A 19520-nucleotide genomic window follows, 5' to 3' on the forward strand; every position below is an offset into this window, starting at 1 on the left:
CATAGCTGGAACCTCAGCAAAAAGGAGTTACCGATGAAACTGTTCTATAAACCGGGCGCCTGCTCTCTTGCTTCCCATATTACGCTTCGCGAGAGCGGTAAAGATTTCACGCTGGACGGCGTTGACCTGATGAAAAAGCGCCTGGAAAACGGGGATGACTTTTTTGCGATTAACCCAAAAGGGCAGGTTCCGGCCCTGCTGCTGGATGATGGCACCCTGCTGACCGAAGGGGTGGCGATTATGCAATTCCTGGCGGACAACGTACCGGATCGTCAGCTCCTTGCCCCCACCGGCAGCATTGCGCGTTATAAGACGCTGGAGTGGCTGAACTATATTGCCACCGAACTGCACAAAGGCTTTACGCCCCTGTTCCGCCCGGACACGCCAGAAGAGTACAAACCTACCGTGCGCGCGCTGCTGGAGAAAAAGTTGCAGTACGTTAACGACGCGCTGAAAGACGACCAGTGGATCTGTGGCTCGCGTTTCACTATCGCCGATGCCTATCTGTTTACCGTTCTGCGCTGGGCGCGCGCGGTTAAGTTGAACATGGAAGGATTAGACCATGTCGCATCGTATATGACGCGCGTGGCGGAGCGTCCTGCGGTGGCGGCGGCGCTGAAAGCGGAAGGGTTGAATTAACGGAGCGGCCTGAGGAGCCGGGTGGCGCTGACGCTTACCCGGCCTACAAATTCCGTAGGCCCGCGCAAGCGCAGCGCCGCCGGGCAGTGTCTATAGCTGCGTTGCGCTAAAATAGTGCTCCGGCTTCGCGATGCGATCCTGTGCCGCGACGACCTGGAGCTCATATTCCTGCATCGTCTTCGTCGCAATCATGATTTCATAAACGGCTGCGGTGACGTGCTCCAGCGCATCGCGCAGGCTCGCACCCTGCAATAGCTTCACCAGCAGCAAACCGCTGGTCACATCCCCGACCCCGACAGGCTGACGTGTACCGAAATCCACCAGCGGTCGACTGATATGCCAGGCTTCATCCTTCGTCACCAGCAGCATCTCAAAACGGTCCTGGCTCAACCCTGCGCGTGCCAGGTGTTTCACCAGCACAATCTCTGGCCCCTGGGCGATCAGCTCGCGAGAGGCGCTTACAGCCTCTTCTACGCTGTTGACCGGATGCTCGCACAGGATCTCCAGTTCAATCAGGTTGGGGGCAATAATATCGCTGGCGGGCAATGCATGACGGACATGAAACTCCGCAACGCCCGGCGCTACGATGCAGCCTTTTTCAGGATGTCCCATCACCGGATCGCAGAAATATTTCGCCGCGGGGTTTGCCGCTTTCACCTGGCGCACAATGCCGAGGATATGTTCCCCCTGCTCCGCCGAACCCAGATAGCCGCTCAGTACGGCATCGCAGCGTTTAAGCTGGTCGATATCCGCAATCCCCTGAACGATTTCCGTCAGATGCGACGGCGGCATTACGCAGCCGGTCCATTTACCGTACTGGGTGTGATTCGAAAACTGGACGGTATTAAGGGGCCAGACGTTAACGCCGAGGCGGCGCATCGGGAATTCCGCAGCGCTGTTGCCAGCATGTCCAAACACAACGTGGGACTGAATGGCGAGGATGTTCTTCATGTTGTACTTACCAAACCCTGTCAAAACAAAAGGGGCGTGGTTTCCCACGCCCCTGCATACTTTTAATTACTTCCAGCAGACCAGGCAGTAATTTTTCTTACCGCGACGCAGCAGCGTGTAGCGACCATAGAGACGGTCGTTCTCGGTAAAGGTATATTCCGGATCGGCCTGTTTTTCGCCATTAATGGTGATCGCGTTAGAGGCGATGGTTTTACGCGCCTGACCGCGAGACGGCTGGAGCTCGGAGTCCACCAGCGCCTGCATCAGATCGGCGCCTTTTTCCATCTCCACCATCGGTACGCCATCCTGCGCCAGCTGTTCGAAATCCGCTTCGCTTAAATCGCTCAGGGTCCCGTTGAACAGGCTCGCCGTAATGCGTTTCGCCGCCGCCAGACCTTCTTCGCCGTGAACCAGTTTGGTTACTTCGTCCGCCAGCACGTACTGGGCGCGTGGTGCTTTACCGCTGTTCTTGTCTTCTTCTTCCAGCGCATTGATTTCTTCGATATTCATAAAGGTGAAGAACTTCAGGAAGCGATAAACGTCGGCATCCGCCGTGTTGATCCAGAACTGGTAGAATTTATACGGGCTGGTTTTCTTCGGATCCAGCCATACCGCGCCGCCTTCGGTCTTACCGAACTTGGTACCGTCTGCTTTGGTGATCAACGGCACGGTCAGACCAAACACCTGATTCTGGTGGAGGCGACGGGTCAGATCGATACCGGAGGTGATGTTACCCCACTGGTCGGAACCGCCAATTTGCAGAGATACGCCGTGCAGCTTGTTCAGGCAGGCGAAGTCATACCCCTGCAACAGGTTGTAGGAGAACTCGGTGAAAGAGATACCTTGGTCGTCACGGTTAAGACGCTGCTTCACTGCTTCTTTGTTAATCATCTGGTTAACAGAGAAGTGTTTGCCGATGTCACGCAGGAACGTCAGCACGTTCATGCCACCAAACCAGTCGTAGTTGTTCGCCGCAATCGCAGAGTTATCACCGCAGTCGAAATCCAGGAACGGTGCAACCTGTTTACGGATCTTATCCACCCACTCCTGCACGGTGTCTTCGGTATTCAGCTTACGCTCAGCGGCTTTGAAACTTGGGTCGCCAATCAGACCGGTCGCGCCGCCAACCAGAGCGACAGGCTTATGGCCGGCCATCTGGAAGCGTTTCAGGCATAACAATGGAACAAGATGCCCCAAATGCAAGCTGTCAGCGGTGGGATCGAAGCCGCAATAGAGCGCGATCGGGCCTTGCGCCAGTCGCTCTGCTAACGCTTCCTCGTCCGTCACCTGGGCCACGAGGCCCCGCTCTTGCAATTGTTTAATCAAGTTACTGCTTGCCATCAAATTCTCCATGTATAAACGACTGCACCTTTGCCGGTACACGACTTTTCGCCTGATGCGAAAGGACCATAGAATAAAGCGCCAGCGCGGTGTGCGCTAGCGCTTAAATCAACAAATTTTGGGGATTACGGTGCCAGTCTGTCGATTTTCCAGCCACCGTTGTCGCGCTGGTATAAAAAGCGGTCGTGGAGACGGTGTTCACCGCCCTGCCAGAATTCCATCTGCTCAATGGGGATGCGGAACCCGCCCCAGAAACTCGGCAGCGGTACTTCACCCTGCTGAAACTTCTGTTTGAGTTCGAGGAATTTACTCTCCAGCACGCCGCGGGCTGAGATTCGGCTGGACTGTTTAGAGACCCAGGCACCGATCTGACTGTCGCGCGGGCGGCTGTGGAAATATTTCACCACTTCAAGCGTAGAGAGGCGCTCCGCCGTGCCGGTAACCATCACCTGGCGCTCAAGCATATGCCACGGGAAGAGCAGGCTAATACGCGGATTATTTTCAAGGTGATGCGCTTTACGACTGCCCAGGTTGGTGTAGAACACCAGCCCTTTCTCGTCATAATGCTTGAGAAGAACGATGCGTTGATACGGCTGACCATTTTCATCAACCGTGGCAACGACCATTGCCGTCGGGTCAGCCAGTTTCGCTTCGCAGGCCTGCTTCAGCCAGCGTTCAAAAAGCACCAGCGGTTCGGCGGGAAGATCCTGGCGTCGCAGACCGCCTTTGGTGTATTCACGGCGCAGATGCGCAATTTGCTGTAGTTCGTCGTTATCTGACATGGCGTTAGCTGAAAGTGAGATTGGGTGGCGCTATTGTGCGCGCCCCCTTCAAAAATCTCAACGCTTCGGATTTTGAAGCTGACAATTGTTCAGCACAATGCGGTCACGCTTGTAGACGGTGGCGCTGTCGCCTTTCGACCAGTAGACGTAGATCCCGTCTGAGTAGCGCGCTCCGGAGGCCGACATTCCCTGCTTCAGCGTCAACAACTTATTGTCATAAACAAAGCTGGCTTCCTGACGCGGGTTGTTCAGCTTCACCGTCAGCGGTTTTTCATCACAACGATATTCCAGCGTATCGGTTTGCATACGCTCAACGAACTGGTTATAGACGCTGCATCCGGTCATAAGAAAAGGTACAGCAATGAGAAGAAGTTTTTTCATGGGCAGATTCCGAAGACTATCCTGGTCCTGGAGGGCCTAACCGCCCTCCTGTTTTTCCCTATTTTACGGGTTACGCCTCCCGCTGAATTTCAGTTAACTCTGATTATGGCGCGGGTTTGCGGGGAAAATGGCCCCGAGGACACTCGCCTCCCGCGCACCGGTTACGGAGGGTAAATTACCCGGCAGACCGGCAACCGTACGCCAGGCAAGCCAGGCGAAGGCCAGCGCTTCCATATCGTCTCCGCTGATCCCGGCTTCATCAGTGGTCGTGACTTCGGTGCCCGGCAGCAAGGCGGCGAGGCGTGCCATCACCAGCGGGTTTCGGCTTCCGCCTCCGCATACCAGCAAGCGCTCACACCCGCCGCTCAGCAACACCTGTTCAGAGATCGACACCGCGGTGAGCTCCGTCAGCGTAGCCTGAACATCCTGAGGCGCAAGGCCGGGGAAGCGCGCCAGCTGACGTTCAAGCCAGCCGTAGTTGAAATATTCCCGCCCCGTGCTTTTTGGCGCAGGCAGAGCAAAGAAAGGATCGCTTAACAGGGTTTGCAGCAAGGGAAGGATCACTTTCCCCTGGCTGGCCCACTGCGCGTCTTTGTCATAGGCTTTACCGCTCTGACGCCAAATCCAGGCATCCATCAGCATATTACCGGGTCCGGTATCGTACCCCCGCACGGGCTGCCCGGGAATAAGCATCGACAGGTTGGCGATCCCGCCGATGTTCAGGACCATCCTGCGCTCTACCGGGTGCGCCAGCAGCGCCTGATGAAATGCCGGAACCAGCGGCGCCCCCTGCCCGCCGAGGGCCATATCGCGACGACGGAAATCACCCACCACCGTTACGCCGGTTTTTGCCACAATCTGGTTGTTATCGCCAATTTGCATCGTGTGCGGCGCCTCGCCGACAGGTTCATGCCAGACGGTCTGCCCATGGCAGCCTATTGCCACGATGTCCTGCGGGTGGAGTCTTTCCTGCTGCATCAGGGCCAGTACCGCATCAGCAAACAGCGCCCCCAGACGCACATCCAGTTGGCCCAGTTGGGAAAGCGTCAGCTGTTGCCCCTGGCAGATGTTCAGGATCTCTTCTTTTAACGAGACCGGAATTGGCCAGGTCAGGCTTGCCTGCTGCGCCACCATGTTTTCATCAATGGCGGCCAGAACGACATCCACACCGTCAAGACTGGTACCAGACATCACACCGATATAGCGACCCGATTTCATGCGCTTTCCTTACGTTACATGGGCTAAGTGCAAACACTCCATCATAAATAACGCGGCTTTGCTATGCGGTGATAATAATTTTTAACAATCTCAGACCTGTAGCACAGGCGATGTTTGTTTATGTCCCGTTAAGCCCTGTTCAGGTAAAATTTATTTATTCGGCATGCAAAGATATGAACTGTGGTCAGGAATGCCATATAATTTAGCCATAACGGATGCCCCAACCGGGCGTTTTTTGGTGAACAGGAGAGTCAAATGATTTTACGTGTACTGGGCGTTTCGCTGATTGGTTTAACACTGGCGGGTTGTGTGAATGACAGTTCACTCTCCGGCGACGTATATAGTGCTTCTGAAGCTAAACAGGTACAGAACGTGACATACGGTACTATCGTTAATGCCCGTCCTGTTCAGATTCAGGGTGGCGATGACACGAACGTGGTGGGCGCAATCGGCGGTGCTGTGCTGGGTGGTTTCCTGGGTAATACCATTGGCGGCGGCACCGGACGTTCTCTGGCGACCGCAGCGGGCGCAGTTGCAGGCGGCGTAGCGGGTCAGGGCGTTCAGGGTGCGATGAACAAAACTCAGGGCGTTGAGCTGGAAATCCGCAAAGACGATGGCAGCACTATTATGGTTGTGCAGAAACAGGGTAACACCCGCTTCTCTGCTGGCCAGCGTGTTGTTCTTGCAAGCAACGGCAGCCAGGTCACCGTCTCCCCGCGTTAATATCCTGATGGATGTGGTCTTTCAGACCGCATCCATTTACCAAAATCATCATTTCCAATAATATATTGGCACAATATATTCACATGGTGAATTATTCATTTCACCCGTTCTTGTCCGTGCGCAAAGTATTTTTTATTTCCCTCGCTTAGACTCTTCGCAATCTCTTTTTCCTTTTTTAATTTTTAAATTCTCTATGCTTGCGATCTGTCGATTTGTAAAGAACCGCTTTGTGGCCTTCGCGCTTGGGTGCATTGTTATCATTGCCGTATTACAAGGTTTTTTTATAAAACTTGTTGAATGGGTTCCTTCGTTTTCACCTTTGTTTTTCCCTACGCTGACGATATTTCTTCTGGTGTTCCATCTGTTTATTGCCTGTTTTATGGCAATGAAATACTGGTGCGACAAAAGGCGATTATATCTTGTTCCCATTGCCCTGGCCTTTGCCGGTTCGGCGTTACTGATGGTGGGGACACTGGCCAGCTTCCCGGCCTGGCTTGATCTCTATCAGTTCAACGAAGCGAACTATAACGACGCCATGATTTTCTACATGTTCCGCCACTTTTTAATGGCGGTGCTGATGATCGTCGCAGCATTACTGTATACCCTGCGCAATTCTGCGCTCTCACGAAGCGCCCATGTTGGTATCGTTGTCGGCGCCTCGCTCTTTACGGGCTGTATGCTTGGGCTGGCATTGTTCTATTCCAGCCATTCAACCCTGCTCACACTGGACCTGGTGGATAATGAAACCCGACAGTTTATGGTTCTCTGGAGCCAGGCGATCAATATCATTTTGATCGTCCTGTGGGTAGTAACGTTAATCACCCTGTTGGCCATTACCCGCGTGAGGAATTTGTTTTGGGTCGGCGGCAATTTTTTATGTGTCTGTTATATCGTCACTCTGCTCATGCTATTGTTAGGCGGACACGCTGAAGATATTTCATGGTACCGGGCACGGTTATTCGAAACTGTCGCTACGTTAATGATTATTTTCATCTTACTTTCCGACGTATTTAATTTGTATCGTGACTCGCATGTAAAATATCAGCAGTCTTATCAAAATTCCATCCGCGACCCCCTCACCCGTCTTTATAATCGCAGCTATTTCTATGATTCATTAAATCACGCGCTAAACACGGCCACGGTGACACATCCGGTGTCGGTGGTCGTGAGCGATCTTGACCGTTTTAAACGCATTAACGACTGCTACGGTCATTTGCAGGGGGATAGGGTTTTACAGTTTGTCTCAAACTTGTTGACCGATTCGGTGCGACCGCAGGATATCGCGGCGCGGATCGGCGGCGAAGAGTTTGTGCTCATGCTGACAAATACACCGTCCGATGTCGCGCATCAGGTTGCCGAACGTATTCGCCTCAAGTTGAGCGGGTTTGACAAGGCCAGCAGCGGTGGGCAGCTTCCGGAACCGATTACCATTAGTATGGGAGTATTCACCGCTACCTCGCCGGAAACCAGCGCTGAAACCTGTGTGGAAAGCGCGGATAAAGCCATGTACGAGGCAAAAGAGACGGGCCGCAACCGGGTGGTGGTGTTCAGAACATGACAAAGGCCTTGCACGAGCAAGGCCAGTGAACAACGTCAGTCGCGCGACTGTAAATCGTGGATGTTTTGCTCAAGACGGGCGATGAGTCCGATCAGCATCTCCAGCTCAGCGGGTGAAATACCGGCCAGGATCTCCCCTCGCGTTTTACTGATGACGGTTTCCATCTCAGTAATAATCGGGGCCGCTTTTTCCGTCAATTTGATCCGCTTGGCGCGACGGTCGCTGGCGCAGGTTTGTCGGGAGATGAGTCCCTTCTCTTCCAGCTGGTCAAGGGTACGCACCAGGGAAGGCTGTTCAATACCAATCGCTTTTGCCAATTGGATCTGTGACTGATCGGGCGGAAGCTGATGGATGTTGTGCAGCGTAACCCAGTGCGTCTGTGTGAGTTCCAGAGGTTTCAGGCGATGGTCAATCAGAGCACGCCAGATGCGTACCAACCTTGCCAGATCAGAACCTAATGGCGATTCCAATTTCATCTCCTTATAATTAGCTTGCTAAGTGATTATAGTGATTTTAGAATAGTTTGCAGTATTTGTATTGCCAAAACAAATGCAATCACGGTATTAATCATTCCTTAAAGGATGATTTACACTGAACGGTAATGCGCCATCGCATTGAAATCTGCCATTGTGGCCCTCATTCCACCGCAAAGGATCGCTGCTTGTGACGTTGTTTTCCTTCTCCGCAGGGTTGCCCCTCCAGGATCTGATTGTTGGCGCATCGGTCTACTTTCCGCCACTGTTTAAAGCCGTGATGGTCGGTTTTGTGATCTGGCTCATTGCGCATCGTCTGCTGCGCGACTGGATGTATTCCGGTGAAATCTGGCACCCGATGTTAATGGATCTCTCCCTGTTTACCCTCTCCGTCTGTCTTGGCCTTGCCGTGTTAACCGTGTGGTGAGAATAGCATTGAAAACGTTAAAATATTTTTCCACTCTTTTCGTCTTAGCGCTGGCGCTTATCGCCGGCTGGTGGCTCTGGAATTATTACATGCAGTCGCCCTGGACGCGTGACGGCAAGATCCGCGCGGAACAGGTCAGCATCACGCCACAAGTGTCCGGCAGTATCAGCGCGCTGCTGGTGAAGGACAACCAGTTCGTTCATGCGGGTGATGTGTTATTCCGCATCGACGAGACCCCTTTTCACATTGCGGTGCTCAATGCCCAGGCGCAGCTCGCAAAAGCTCAATCCGATCTGGCAAAAGCCAATAACGAAGCCGAACGTCGCCGACATCTGTCGAGGAATTACATCTCTGCGGAAGATCTCGATACCGCCAATATCAATGTAAAAGCCATGCAGGCCAGCCTGAAGGTTGCAGAGGCAACGCTGAAACAGGCCGAGTGGCAACTGACCCAGACCGTTGTCAAAGCTCCGGTGGATGGATGGATCACGAGCCTCTCGACCCGTGTGGGGGATTACGCCACCACAGGCCAGCCGGTCTTTGCCCTGGTCGACAGCCGCTCTTTCTATGTTGTAGGTTATTTTGAAGAGACCAAGCTGCGCCATATCCGCGAGGGAGCGCCTGCCCGAATCACGCTTTACAGCGGCGCAGAAACGTTACAGGGTCACGTTAGCAGCATAGGTCGGGCAATTTACGATCAGAGCGTGGAAACCGATTCTGGCCTGGTCCCCGACATCAAACCCAACGTACCGTGGGTGCGTCTGGCTCAGCGGGTGCCTGTTCGCGTCGAGTTTGATCAACTGCCGAAAGACATTACCCTGGTCTCTGGCACAACCTGCACTGTCGCCATCGGATCGCGATGATGAACCTGGGAGCTCTCTCCTGGCGCAATACGCCGTGGATAAAAGCGACACGGCCGCAGTGGCGTTACGCGCTGCGTAACGGCATCGCCATGTGCCTTGCGCTTACGGTTGCCTATTATCTGAATCTGGATGAGCCTTACTGGGCGATGACCTCTGCGGCGGTCGTCAGCTTCCCTACCGTCGGGGGCGTTATCAGTAAAAGCCTCGGGCGCGTGGCGGGTAGCCTGCTGGGGGCAACCGCCGCACTGCTTCTTGCCGGCCATACTCTGAACGATCCCTGGCTCTTTTTGTTAAGCATGTCGGCATGGCTGGGGCTGTGTACCTGGGCCTGCGCTCATTTTACCAATAACGTTGCCTATGCGTTTCAACTGGCGGGTTACACCGCGGCCATTATCGCCTTTCCGGTCGTCAACGTGCTGGATACCACCGAGCTGTGGGATATCGCCCAGGCACGCGTGTGTGAAGTGATGGTCGGCATTCTGTGCGGGGGCGTCATGATGATGATCCTGCCCAGTACCTCAGATGGCACTACGCTTATCACCGCACTTAAAACGATGCACGCACGTTTGCTGGAACATGCCAGCCTGCTCTGGCAGCCTGACAGCAGCGATGACATCCGCCTCGCGCACGAAAAGGTCATCGGCCAGATCCTGACCATGAACCTGTTGCGCATCCAGGCTTTCTGGAGCCACTACCGTTTTCGTCGCCAGAACACGCTTCTGAACTATTTACTGCACCAGCAATTGCGGATGACGAGCGCGATCTCGAGCCTTCGTCGGATGTTGCTGAACTGGCCTGCACCCCCAGCCCATACCCGGGAGATTATCGAGGCGCTGCTCGCTACCCTTGCGCGTTCGGATGCCGATATTTATACCGTGGCCCGCATTATCGCGCCGCTCGCCCCAGCGGATGAATATGACTACCGGCATCGCGCCTTCTGGCAGCGTCTGAACTATTTCTGCCGCCTGTATCTGCGCAGCAGCCGCTGGTTAAAAGCCGTCGAGAATGCCACGCCCGTCACCGAATTTTCCGTTCCCGGTAGTCCTGCTCTGGCGCGGCATACCGACGCAATGGAGGCGCTGTGGAGCGGTTTTCGTACGTTTTGCGCGTTGACGGCCGTGGGCGCATGGGCCATCACCACGCAATGGGATGCGGGCAGTGCGGCCCTGACGCTTGCGGCAATAAGCTGCGTGCTCTATTCCGTCGCCGCTTCCCCCTTTAACTCCCTGACGCTTCTGCTGCGTACGCTGGTGCTGCTGTCGCTGTTCAGCTTCGTGGTGAAATTTGGTTTGATGGTGCAGATAACCGACCTCTGGCAATTTCTGCTGTTTCTCTTCCCGCTATTAACCACCATGCAGTTGCTCAAACTGCAAATGCCTAAACTGGCCGGTCTGTGGGGTCAGTTAATTGTTTTTATGGGCTCATTTATCTCTGTAACGAATCCACCGGTTTACGATTACGCTGATTTTCTCAACGACAACCTGGCGAAGATCCTCGGCGTGGGGCTGGCGTGGCTGGCTTTCGCCGTGCTACGCCCGGGCTCGGACGCGCGTAAAAGCCGCAGGCATATTCGGGAGTTGCGCAGGGGTTTTGTCGATCAGCTGAGCCGCAGGCCGCATCTGCGCGAAAGCGAGTATGAATCGCTGGTTTACCATCATGTCAGCCAGCTGAATAACAGCCAGGATTCACTCTCCCGTCGCTGGCTACTGCGCTGGGGCGTGGTGCTGCTAAACTGTTCGCACGTGGTGTGGCAGCTGCGCGCCTGGGAGACGCGTTCCGATCCGCTGTCGCAGGTCCGTGATAACTGTATTTCCATGCTCCGCGATGTGATGAGCGAGCGCGGGGTGCAGCAGCGCCCCCTGAGCGTCACGCTCGCCGAGCTTCAGCGTATTTGCGACACGCTGGCGCACCATCATCAGCCTGCGGCCCGCGATCTGGCATCCATTATCTGGCGGCTGCACTGCTCCCTGTCACAGCTTGAACAGGCGCCGCCACCCGGAACGATTGGCGATCAGATCACCCCGCAGGCATAGCGCGCCCCGCCGCCGCCAAGCGGTTCAGGTTGATCGGACATGTTATCGCCGCCCACGTGGACCATCAGCGCCTTGCCTTTGACCTCGTCAAGCTTTTTGAGTCGTGGCGCCACAACCGGATCGGTGGCTTTACCATCGTTATTTACCACCAGCACCGGCAGATCGCCGAGGTGCCCCATCCCTTCCGGGCCTTCATGCTTACCGGAGTTCTGCGGGTCGAGATGCCCCCCTGCGGCTTCCGCAGCTGTTGGTTTCCCCTCTTTCATCGCGGGTTGACAGCTGCCTTTAGCATGAACGTGAAAACCATGTTCGCCGGGTGGAAAAGCCTTGAGATCGGGAGCAAATTCCAGCCCTTTATCGGTTTCGGTGATTTTCACCGTCCCGATGGACTGACCTACCCCCTGAGAAGTGACGAGATTCATTTCAACGTCCTCGCTGGCTGCCTGCGCCCCTGCGCAAACAACCAGCGTGACCATTGCCAGAGCAAAACGCTTCATATGACCTCCACGGGTTATTTTTTGCACCTTAAGTCTATACCAGAGGCGCAGATTTCACCGGAAAGTCAGGTTCAGGCGTGCTCAGGGTACGTCGTAGCCCAGCGCCGCCTTACGAATGCGGAACCACTGCTGACGCGTCATATCCAGCTCCTCAGCAACAAGCGCAGCGCGGACACGCTCAATTTTGCCGGAGCCAATAATTGGCAGCGGTTTAGACGGCAGGCGCAGGATCCAGGCGTAAACCACCTGCTCGATACTCTCCGCATTCAGTTCGCGCGCCACCGTTTCAAGCTCGTTACGCAGCGGCTGGAATGCCTCATCGTTAAACAGACGGCCGCCTCCCAGACAGGACCATGCCATTGGACGGATGCGCAGCTGTTGCAGTTGGTCGAGCGTGCCATCCAGCAGCAGCGGCTGATGAACAGGCGAGATCTCCACCTGATTCGTCGCCAGCGTAAACGGCAGGCGAGACTGCAATAGCGCAAACTGTGCCGGGGTGAAGTTAGACACGCCAAAATGGCGCACTTTGCCGCTCTGGTGCAGCGTCAGGAAGGCTTCCGCGACCTCATCCGCATCCATCAACGGATCGGGACGGTGGATCAGCAGCAGGTCGATACGATCTGTGGCCAGGTTGACCAGTGACTGCTCGGCGCTTTTAACGATATGCGCGCTGTCAGTGATGTAATGTCCAAGCGCATGCTCCGGTTTTGCTGTGGTGGCAATACCGCATTTGGTCACAATCTCCATTCGTTCACGCAGCCCCGGCGCACGCTTCAGCGCTTCGCCAAAGGCGGCCTCGCACTGATAGCCGCCATAAATATCAGCGTGATCGACGGTGGTGATCCCGAGATCGAGATGCTCTTCTATAAAGTCCGCCAGCTGGACCGGAGACATATTCCAGTCCATGAGGCGCCAGTAGCCCATAACGAATCGGGAGAATTCCGGGCCCTGTGGGGCAAGGGTAATACGCTGAACCATAACATTTTCCTCAAGGAAGTCATGTCACCAGTATACGCAATTACCCTGCTAAAACAGTGAAGGTTGCTGAGGTTCTTCGGGTTCAACCGCTTTGTTTGCACGAATTTTACGCAGCAGACGCTGTCGGCAAAGCCGTAAGACCTCCTGCTTTTGCGCGTCGCTGAAATTTTGCCAGTTAAAACGTTCATCGCGCGTGCGCATGCAGCCACGACAGTATCCTCGTTCATCAACCTGGCAAATACCCCGGCACGGGCTCTGGACAGGGAAAAATTCCAGTTGCTCTGCCACACCTACCTCCAGAACGTCATTATTCCCTACAGTGAAGACCCTAAATGGCTTGCATGCAAGGATGTCTGCCACAAACAGGACATTAAGGTTTCGCTAATCTTCCCTTCTTATACTCGCCGCATTGATATAACGAATGGTCTGCTTATCATGTGGTTCGCAAAAAAGTTACACTGTAACGATATAAAATTTACTCTGGGCTGTGCATTTTTCTTTACCGTACTGAATGCACTGTTTATCCAGCGCAGCTGGTCAATTATTGCGCCTGCGCATCTGCACGATGTCCTGTTTGCTGCCAGCGTGCCGCTGGTACTGTTCTGCGGCTGGGTGATTGTCTTCAGCCTGTTAAATATCCCCTATATTCGTAAGCCGCTCCTGATTGTCCTGACCCTGGGATGTGCCGCCGCGACCTGGTTTATGTATACCTATGGCGCGGTTATCGATCAGAACATGATTGTGAACGTGTTCGAGACTAATTCTCAGGAAGCGACAGCCCTGGTGACGCCGCAGATGATCCTGTGGCTGGTCGTAGCGGGTCTGGTTCCATCTGTTGTGTTAGCCCTGACGCGCATTCGCACCGGAAAATGGTGGTATGCCCTCCTGACGCGCTTCGCCGCTATGCTGGGTGCGCTGCTGGTGATCATCCTGGTCGCGTCAGTGTTCTATAAAGACTATGCTTCGCTGTTCCGCAATAACAAAAGCATCGTAAAAATGGTCACCCCGGCGAATTACGTGAGCGCCGTGGTGAAATACAGCAAAATGCGCTGGTTTGCCGGCGACCAGACGCTGGTCCGCATTGGCGAAGATGCTCATAAAGGCGCGCTGATTGCCAGCCAACGCAAGAAAACCGTGCTGGTTGTGGTGGTGGGCGAAGCCTCCCGCGCCGCAAACTACTCGTTAAATGGTTACCCGCGTGAAACCAACCCCGAGCTGAAAAAGCAGGATGTCATCAACTTCCCGCGGGCCTCCTCCTGTGGCACGGAAACCGCTGTTTCCGTCCCCTGCATGTTCTCCGGCATGACGCGGAAAAAATATGACGCGGACCTCGCCCATCATCAGGAAGGTCTGCTTGATGTGCTTAACCACGCCGGGTTCAACCTGCTGTGGCGCGATAACGACGGCGGGTGTAAAGGCGCCTGCGACCGCGTGCCGCACACGGACATGACCCAGTGGAAACTGGATCAGTTCTGTAAGGACAAATCCTGTATCGACGACGTTAACCTGTACCGCCTGGACAACGTGCTGGATGGAATAAAGCAGGATACGGTTCTGGTTATTCACCTGATGGGCAGCCACGGTCCGGCCTATTACAAACGCTACCCGGACAGCTTCCGCAAGTTCACCCCAACCTGCGATACCAATGAAATTCAGGATTGCGATCATCAGTCGCTGATCAATACCTATGACAACACGATTCTGTATACCGACAGCGTCGTCAGCCGAACCATCGACGCACTGAAAGCCCGGCAGGCCAACATGAACACGGCGCTCATTTACCTCTCCGATCACGGTGAATCGCTGGGCGAAAGCGGAATTTACCTGCACGGTACGCCGTATATGCTGGCCCCGGAGCAGCAAACGCATATTCCTTTTATGTTCTGGCTCTCCCCGGATTATGCGAAAAACTTCGGCGTAAACACGGATTGCCTGCGTGACCATGCCGCAAAAGAGGCGGTTTCACAGGACAATTTATTCGCCACCGTTCTGGGCATGATGGACGTGAAATCAGCGGTTTATCAGCCGCAGCTGGATATTCTGTCGCAGTGTCGTCGCTAAGCGGGCTTGCATTAGACCGAACGGTCTATTAGAGTAAGGGCATGAGCAGACACACTGAACACGATACACGAGAACATTTGCTGGCTACCGGCGAGCGCCTTTGCATGCATCGCGGGTTTACCGGGATGGGGCTTAGCGAGTTGTTAAAAACCGCTGAAGTACCTAAGGGATCGTTTTATCACTATTTTCGTTCCAAAGAGGCGTTCGGCGTTGCCATGCTGGAGCGGCACTACGCCAGCTACCATCAGCGCCTGGCAGCCCACTTCGCCAGCGGTGAAGGTGACTACCGGGATCGTGTTCTGAACTACTATCAGGAAACGCTGACGCAGTTCTGTCAGCAGGGCATCATCAGCGGCTGCCTGACGGTAAAACTGTCTGCCGAAGTGTGCGATCTCTCCGAAGATATGCGCACCGCCATGGATAAAGGAGCCAGCGGCGTGATTGCCCTGCTGGCTCAGGCGCTGGAGAGCGGGCGCAATGAAAAAACGCTCTCCTTCTCCGGCGATCCGCTCACGCAGGCACAGGTGCTCTATTCCCTCTGGTTAGGCGCCAACCTGCAAGCAAAAATGTCTCGCAGCGCCGTGCCGCTCGAAAGCGCGCTGGCGCACGTGAAAAACTGTATAACCGCGCCTGGCGTGTAGCCGGCGTTTTTATTTACCCTTTTACTAGTCGACTGGTCTACTCAGGAGCCATTATGTCCGCTGAAAAGCTGTTTACCCCACTGAAAGTGGGTGCCGTTACTGCCCCAAACCGCGTGTTTATGGCCCCACTCACCCGTCTGCGCAGCATCGAGCCGGGCGATATCCCAACGCCATTGATGGGTGAGTATTATCGTCAGCGCGCCAGCGCGGGCCTGATTATTTCCGAAGCCACGCAGATTTCTGCCCAGGCAAAAGGCTACGCCGGTGCGCCGGGTCTGCACAGCCCGGAACAGATCGCCGCGTGGAAAAAAATCACCGCAGGTGTTCATGCTGAAGATGGCCGTATTGCGGTTCAGCTGTGGCACACCGGACGTATCTCACACAGCAGCATCCAGCCTGGCAGTCAGGCGCCGGTTTCTGCTTCTGCCCTGAACGCCAATACCCGCACTTCCCTGCGCGATGAAAACGGTAATGCGATCCGCGTTGACACCACCACGCCACGCGCGCTGGAGCTGGACGAGATCCCGGGTATTGTGAATGATTTCCGTCAGGCCGTCGCCAACGCCCGTGAAGCGGGCTTCGACCTGGTTGAGCTGCACTCTGCGCACGGTTACCTGCTGCATCAGTTCCTGTCCCCTTCTTCCAACCAGCGTACCGACCAGTACGGCGGCAGCGTTGAAAACCGCGCGCGTCTGGTGCTTGAAGTGGTGGATGCTGTCTGTAATGAGTGGAGCGCAGACCGCATTGGTATTCGTGTCTCCCCGATCGGTACTTTCCAGAACGTCGACAACGGTCCGAACGAAGAAGCAGACGCGCTGTATCTGATTGAAGAGCTGGCGAAACGCGGTATCGCCTATCTGCACATGTCCGAGCCGGACTGGGCAGGCGGCAAGCCTTATAGTGAAGCCTTCCGCCAGAAAGTGCGCGAGCGCTTCCACGGCGTGATTATCGGGGCGGGCGCGTATACGGCAGAGAAAGCTGAAGATCTGATCGGGAAAGGCCTGATCGACGCCGTGGCCTTTGGCCGTGACTACATTGCTAACCCGGATCTGGTTGCCCGTTTGCAGAAGAAAGCCGAACTGAACCCGCAGCGCCCTGAAAGTTTCTATGGCGGCGGCGCGGAAGGTTATACCGACTACCCTTCACTGTAATCCCGCTTTGTACATTGATAGCGGCGACCTTTCGCCGCTATACTAAAACATCGTTTCTGTTCAAAAAGATAATCCATTCCACTGGTTAATGAGGAAATTATGCGCCTACTTCACACCATGCTGCGCGTTGGCGACCTGCAACGTTCCATCGATTTCTACACTAACGTTCTGGGCATGAAGCTGCTGCGCACCAGCGAAAATCCGGAATATAAATACTCTCTGGCGTTTGTCGGTTACGGCCCGGAATCTGATGAAGCGGTCATCGAGCTGACCTACAACTGGGGCGTAGACAGCTATGAGCTGGGTACGGCTTACGGACACATCGCGCTGGAAGTGGATAACGCCGCCGAAGCCTGCGAACGTATCCGCAGCAATGGCGGTAACGTCACCCGTGAAGCCGGTCCGGTTAAAGGCGGTACCACCGTCATTGCGTTTGTGGAAGATCCGGACGGTTATAAAATCGAACTGATTGAAGCCAAAGACGCTGGTCGCGGTCTGGGCAATTGATCCCGCAGGGCGCACTATGCGCCCGTTGTTTTGCTGCATCCCCTCTCAAAATTTGGCATAATGCGCACTGCTTTTTCCCCCTTGTAAGAGACCCTGATGTCCGATAACGCTCAATTTACCGGTCTGTGCGACCGTTTTCGTGGTTTTTATCCCGTTGTCATTGATGTTGAAACAGCCGGATTTAACGCTAAAACCGATGCGCTGCTTGAGATTGCCGCCATCACGCTGAAGATGGATGAACAGGGCTGGCTTGTACCGGACACCACGCTGCATTTCCACGTTGAACCCTTTGAAGGGGCAAACTTACAGCCAGAGGCGCTGGCCTTTAACGGTATCGATCCGACAAACCCGCTGCGCGGGGCGGTAAGCGAATACGAGGCGCTGCACGCCATTTTCAAAATGGTGCGCAAAGGCATGAAAGAGAATGACTGTAGCCGCGCCATCATGGTAGCCCACAACGCTACGTTCGATCACAGCTTCACCATGGCTGCCGCCGAGCGCGCCTCGCTAAAGCGCAATCCATTTCATCCGTTTGTGACCTTCGACACCGCCGCGCTGAGCGGCCTGGCGCTGGGGCAAACCGTGCTCTCGAAAGCCTGCATCACGGCGGGTATTGCGTTTGACGGTACCCAGGCGCATTCCGCGTTATACGACACCGAGCGTACGGCGGAGCTGTTCTGTGAGATCGTCAACCGCTGGAAACGTCTGGGCGGCTGGCCGCTGCCGATGGGCGACGAGGCCGATCTTCAATCGTAGGTTGGGTTATCAACAGCCCCCTAGGACAAAAAAAAAGCGACCAACATAATGTGGTCGCTTTTTTATATCCGCAGAAAACTTATTCTGCGTCCGGCTCTTCGGTTTTATACTTCGCCGCAGTCTCTTTGATCAGCTGTTGCAGTTCGCCGCGCTGATACATTTCAATCAGGATGTCGCATCCGCCAACCAGTTCACCATCAACCCACAGCTGTGGGAAGGTCGGCCAGTTTGCGTATTTTGGCAATTCAGCGCGAATGTCCGGGTTTTGCAGGATATCAACGTAAGCAAAACGCTCACCACAGGCGGACAGCGCCTGAACCGCTTGCGCGGAGAAGCCGCAGCTTGGCAGCTTCGGAGAACCTTTCATGTACAGGAGAATCGGGTTTTCAGCGATCTGGCGCTGAATTTTTTCAATAGTGGTGCTCATGTCTTGCTTCCTTTAACTTCTGTTACGGCATCAGTCTGACATTGTAGCGGGTCAGGCCGACATCGGAAAATAACATTTTTGTCACGTCTAATTATTTTATCGCTTATCGCATAAAGTTGCATTGCTAATGTCGTTTATCGCCAGACGGGGTGCGGTTTTGCTTAAGGAGCGAACAGGAGTGCGTCAGAATGGTGAATTTTTTTGCACTTGCTAACGAAACATAATTTTTGAATGAAAAATGCTATTAACTTCTTCTGATTTTATGGATTAGAATCGACAGGTTTTGTAAATCTCACGCGGGTATGCATTGTGGCCTGCATTTATCAGGGGACTGCCCAGTGGCGCGGATAACTAAAATCTCGATGACGCTCTGTGCTTTACTGTTTACCACACTCTCATTTACGCCAGCGGCGAACGCCTCTGAACAGGCGCGGCATTCTGCTGTACAAAAAACGCATCTGGCAAAATCCACAGAACGTAAGAAAAAAACCACCAGCAAAACAGTTAAGAAGAAAATCACCGCTCAGACCAAAAAGACCGCCTCCAGTAAAACCAAAACTCTCCGCTCCGGCACGCACAAAACCACCCGCACAACCGCCAGCCTGGTGAATGAAAAATGCACCGTGCGCAAAGGCCATAAAACGAAATGCGCAAAAGTGACGAAGCTGGCTGACGTGCATAAAGCGCGCATGCAGAAAGCGCAAAAAACGGCGATGAACAAACTGATGGGGCAAATAGGTAAGCCGTATCGCTGGGGTGGCACCTCTCCGCGCACCGGTTTTGACTGTAGTGGGCTGGTTTATTATGCCTATAAAGATCTGGTGAAGTTTCGCATTCCACGCACCGCCAATGAGATGTACCATCTGCGCGACGCCGCCCCTGTAAACCGTGGCGAACTGCAAAATGGCGACCTGGTGTTCTTCCGCACCCAGGGACGCGGTACGGCCGATCACGTTGGGGTGTATGTGGGTAACGGTAAATTTATCCAGTCACCGCGCAGCGGTCAGGACATTCAGATCACCTCTCTCAGCGAAGATTACTGGGTGCGCCACTATGTGGGTGCGCGCCGCGTGATGACGCCAAAAACCATCCGCTAGCCCCTGCCCTGCCGCC

At 54.6% G+C, this 19520-nt stretch carries 22 protein-coding genes; 12 read left to right on the forward strand and 10 right to left on the reverse strand.

Going from position 1 to position 19520, the window contains the following annotated elements; genetic code table 11:
* Positions 1–33: 33 nt before the first annotated feature.
* On the forward strand, positions 34–639 hold the full coding sequence (gene gstA / locus SK53_RS05785; protein WP_003857598.1) for a glutathione transferase GstA: 606 nt from the start codon (positions 34–36) through the stop codon (positions 637–639).
* Positions 640–729: 90 nt separating this feature from the next.
* Here the strand turns inward: gstA and pdxY are convergent, their stop codons facing one another.
* The 5 genes from pdxY to anmK all read right to left on the reverse strand — a co-directional run bounded on the left by pdxY (position 730) and on the right by anmK (position 5312).
* Positions 730–1590, reverse strand: a complete 861-nt coding sequence (gene pdxY / locus SK53_RS05790) for a pyridoxal kinase PdxY (protein ID WP_023313972.1) — start codon at positions 1588–1590, stop codon at positions 730–732.
* A 66-nt stretch (positions 1591–1656) separates the two neighbouring features.
* Positions 1657–2931 (reverse strand): tyrosine--tRNA ligase, encoded by a 1275-nt coding sequence (gene tyrS / locus SK53_RS05795; protein WP_023313971.1) that lies wholly within the window; start codon positions 2929–2931, stop codon positions 1657–1659.
* 125 nt (positions 2932–3056) lie between these two features.
* Positions 3057–3713, reverse strand: a complete 657-nt coding sequence (gene pdxH, locus SK53_RS05800) for a pyridoxamine 5'-phosphate oxidase (protein ID WP_048208777.1) — start codon at positions 3711–3713, stop codon at positions 3057–3059.
* Between the two features lie 57 nt (positions 3714–3770).
* Positions 3771–4094, reverse strand: a complete 324-nt coding sequence (gene mliC / locus SK53_RS05805; protein WP_048208778.1) for a C-type lysozyme inhibitor — start codon at positions 4092–4094, stop codon at positions 3771–3773.
* A gap of 93 nt (positions 4095–4187) precedes the next feature.
* Entirely contained in the window at positions 4188–5312 is a 1125-nt protein-coding gene (anmK, locus tag SK53_RS05810) for an anhydro-N-acetylmuramic acid kinase (protein ID WP_022650944.1), read from the reverse strand.
* Between the two features lie 255 nt (positions 5313–5567).
* On the opposite strand from anmK, the gene slyB reads away from it, so the two are divergent.
* Together slyB and SK53_RS05820 are read left to right on the forward strand one after the other, a co-directional pair.
* Positions 5568–6035, forward strand: coding sequence for an outer membrane lipoprotein SlyB (gene slyB, locus SK53_RS05815; protein WP_003857604.1), 468 nt, complete (start codon positions 5568–5570; stop codon positions 6033–6035).
* A gap of 193 nt (positions 6036–6228) precedes the next feature.
* The gene (locus SK53_RS05820; protein WP_023313968.1) at positions 6229–7593 is read left to right on the forward strand and encodes a GGDEF domain-containing protein; all 1365 of its coding nucleotides are present in this window, start codon (positions 6229–6231) and stop codon (positions 7591–7593) included.
* 35 nt (positions 7594–7628) lie between these two features.
* On the opposite strand, the gene slyA is transcribed toward SK53_RS05820, so the two are convergent.
* The gene (gene slyA / locus SK53_RS05825) at positions 7629–8069 is read right to left on the reverse strand and encodes a transcriptional regulator SlyA (protein ID WP_006808997.1); all 441 of its coding nucleotides are present in this window, start codon (positions 8067–8069) and stop codon (positions 7629–7631) included.
* A gap of 187 nt (positions 8070–8256) precedes the next feature.
* Between slyA and SK53_RS05830 the strand changes: the two genes are divergently transcribed.
* Genes SK53_RS05830 through SK53_RS05840 form a run of 3 tightly spaced genes read left to right on the forward strand, consistent with a single transcriptional unit; the run spans position 8257 to position 11389 of the window.
* Positions 8257–8493, forward strand: coding sequence for a DUF1656 domain-containing protein (locus tag SK53_RS05830; RefSeq protein ID WP_003857607.1), 237 nt, complete (start codon positions 8257–8259; stop codon positions 8491–8493).
* A gap of 2 nt (positions 8494–8495) precedes the next feature.
* A complete protein-coding gene (locus SK53_RS05835; protein WP_032610212.1) occupies positions 8496–9356 on the forward strand; it encodes an efflux RND transporter periplasmic adaptor subunit in 861 nt (286 codons plus the stop codon).
* Positions 9356–11389: an FUSC family protein gene (locus SK53_RS05840; protein WP_032610210.1), complete on the forward strand. Its 2034-nt coding sequence runs from the start codon at positions 9356–9358 to the stop codon at positions 11387–11389. Before SK53_RS05835 ends, SK53_RS05840 begins: the two co-directional genes overlap by 1 nt.
* Here SK53_RS05840 and sodC read toward each other — a convergent pair.
* The 3 genes from sodC to SK53_RS05855 all read right to left on the reverse strand — a co-directional run bounded on the left by sodC (position 11368) and on the right by SK53_RS05855 (position 13152).
* The gene (gene sodC / locus SK53_RS05845) at positions 11368–11886 is read right to left on the reverse strand and encodes a superoxide dismutase [Cu-Zn] SodC (protein ID WP_048208781.1); all 519 of its coding nucleotides are present in this window, start codon (positions 11884–11886) and stop codon (positions 11368–11370) included. The genes SK53_RS05840 and sodC overlap by 22 nt on opposite strands.
* Positions 11887–11967: 81 nt before the next feature.
* Positions 11968–12864, reverse strand: coding sequence for an aldo/keto reductase (locus SK53_RS05850; protein WP_023313962.1), 897 nt, complete (start codon positions 12862–12864; stop codon positions 11968–11970).
* Positions 12865–12912: 48 nt separating this feature from the next.
* Positions 12913–13152, reverse strand: coding sequence for a DUF1289 domain-containing protein (locus tag SK53_RS05855; protein WP_003857614.1), 240 nt, complete (start codon positions 13150–13152; stop codon positions 12913–12915).
* A gap of 147 nt (positions 13153–13299) precedes the next feature.
* Here SK53_RS05855 and eptA point away from each other — a divergent pair, with 147 nt between their 5' ends.
* From eptA to rnt, 5 genes are all read left to right on the forward strand, one after another.
* Positions 13300–14925: a phosphoethanolamine transferase EptA gene (gene eptA, locus SK53_RS05860; protein WP_032609060.1), complete on the forward strand. Its 1626-nt coding sequence runs from the start codon at positions 13300–13302 to the stop codon at positions 14923–14925.
* Between the two features lie 41 nt (positions 14926–14966).
* On the forward strand, positions 14967–15566 hold the full coding sequence (locus tag SK53_RS05865) for a TetR/AcrR family transcriptional regulator (protein ID WP_003857618.1): 600 nt from the start codon (positions 14967–14969) through the stop codon (positions 15564–15566).
* A gap of 53 nt (positions 15567–15619) precedes the next feature.
* On the forward strand, positions 15620–16717 hold the full coding sequence (locus SK53_RS05870; protein WP_023324540.1) for an alkene reductase: 1098 nt from the start codon (positions 15620–15622) through the stop codon (positions 16715–16717).
* 99 nt (positions 16718–16816) lie between these two features.
* Positions 16817–17224, forward strand: coding sequence for a lactoylglutathione lyase (gloA, locus tag SK53_RS05875; protein ID WP_003857623.1), 408 nt, complete (start codon positions 16817–16819; stop codon positions 17222–17224).
* 96 nt (positions 17225–17320) lie between these two features.
* The gene (rnt, locus tag SK53_RS05880; protein WP_003857625.1) at positions 17321–17980 is read left to right on the forward strand and encodes a ribonuclease T; all 660 of its coding nucleotides are present in this window, start codon (positions 17321–17323) and stop codon (positions 17978–17980) included.
* 79 nt (positions 17981–18059) lie between these two features.
* On the opposite strand, the gene grxD is transcribed toward rnt, so the two are convergent.
* On the reverse strand, positions 18060–18407 hold the full coding sequence (grxD, locus tag SK53_RS05885) for a monothiol glutaredoxin 4 (protein WP_003832760.1): 348 nt from the start codon (positions 18405–18407) through the stop codon (positions 18060–18062).
* A gap of 338 nt (positions 18408–18745) precedes the next feature.
* On the opposite strand from grxD, the gene SK53_RS05890 reads away from it, so the two are divergent.
* Positions 18746–19504 carry a C40 family peptidase gene (locus SK53_RS05890; protein ID WP_023313959.1) on the forward strand — a complete coding sequence of 253 codons (759 nt, stop codon included), beginning with the start codon at positions 18746–18748 and terminating at the stop codon, positions 19502–19504.
* Positions 19505–19520 lie beyond the last annotated feature (16 nt).

This window comes from Enterobacter sp. MGH119 (assembly GCF_001037675.1).
Lineage (GTDB): Bacteria > Pseudomonadota > Gammaproteobacteria > Enterobacterales > Enterobacteriaceae > Enterobacter > Enterobacter hormaechei_C.

Excerpts from the sequence above, each read along its gene's own strand:
- gstA (WP_003857598.1), top strand. The coding sequence starts at position 34 with ATGAAACTGTTCTATAAACCGGGCGCCTGCTCTCTTGCTTCCCATATT.
- pdxY (WP_023313972.1), bottom strand. The coding sequence starts at position 1,590 with ATGAAGAACATCCTCGCCATTCAGTCCCACGTTGTGTTTGGACATGCT.
- tyrS (WP_023313971.1), bottom strand. The coding sequence starts at position 2,931 with ATGGCAAGCAGTAACTTGATTAAACAATTGCAAGAGCGGGGCCTCGTG.
- pdxH (WP_048208777.1), bottom strand. The coding sequence starts at position 3,713 with ATGTCAGATAACGACGAACTACAGCAAATTGCGCATCTGCGCCGTGAA.
- mliC (WP_048208778.1), bottom strand. The coding sequence starts at position 4,094 with ATGAAAAAACTTCTTCTCATTGCTGTACCTTTTCTTATGACCGGATGC.
- anmK (WP_022650944.1), bottom strand. The coding sequence starts at position 5,312 with ATGAAATCGGGTCGCTATATCGGTGTGATGTCTGGTACCAGTCTTGAC.
- slyB (WP_003857604.1), top strand. The coding sequence starts at position 5,568 with ATGATTTTACGTGTACTGGGCGTTTCGCTGATTGGTTTAACACTGGCG.
- SK53_RS05820 (WP_023313968.1), top strand. The coding sequence starts at position 6,229 with ATGCTTGCGATCTGTCGATTTGTAAAGAACCGCTTTGTGGCCTTCGCG.
- slyA (WP_006808997.1), bottom strand. The coding sequence starts at position 8,069 with ATGAAATTGGAATCGCCATTAGGTTCTGATCTGGCAAGGTTGGTACGC.
- SK53_RS05840 (WP_032610210.1), top strand. The coding sequence starts at position 9,356 with ATGAACCTGGGAGCTCTCTCCTGGCGCAATACGCCGTGGATAAAAGCG.
- sodC (WP_048208781.1), bottom strand. The coding sequence starts at position 11,886 with ATGAAGCGTTTTGCTCTGGCAATGGTCACGCTGGTTGTTTGCGCAGGG.
- SK53_RS05850 (WP_023313962.1), bottom strand. The coding sequence starts at position 12,864 with ATGGTTCAGCGTATTACCCTTGCCCCACAGGGCCCGGAATTCTCCCGA.
- eptA (WP_032609060.1), top strand. The coding sequence starts at position 13,300 with ATGTGGTTCGCAAAAAAGTTACACTGTAACGATATAAAATTTACTCTG.
- SK53_RS05865 (WP_003857618.1), top strand. The coding sequence starts at position 14,967 with ATGAGCAGACACACTGAACACGATACACGAGAACATTTGCTGGCTACC.
- SK53_RS05870 (WP_023324540.1), top strand. The coding sequence starts at position 15,620 with ATGTCCGCTGAAAAGCTGTTTACCCCACTGAAAGTGGGTGCCGTTACT.
- gloA (WP_003857623.1), top strand. The coding sequence starts at position 16,817 with ATGCGCCTACTTCACACCATGCTGCGCGTTGGCGACCTGCAACGTTCC.
- rnt (WP_003857625.1), top strand. The coding sequence starts at position 17,321 with ATGTCCGATAACGCTCAATTTACCGGTCTGTGCGACCGTTTTCGTGGT.
- grxD (WP_003832760.1), bottom strand. The coding sequence starts at position 18,407 with ATGAGCACCACTATTGAAAAAATTCAGCGCCAGATCGCTGAAAACCCG.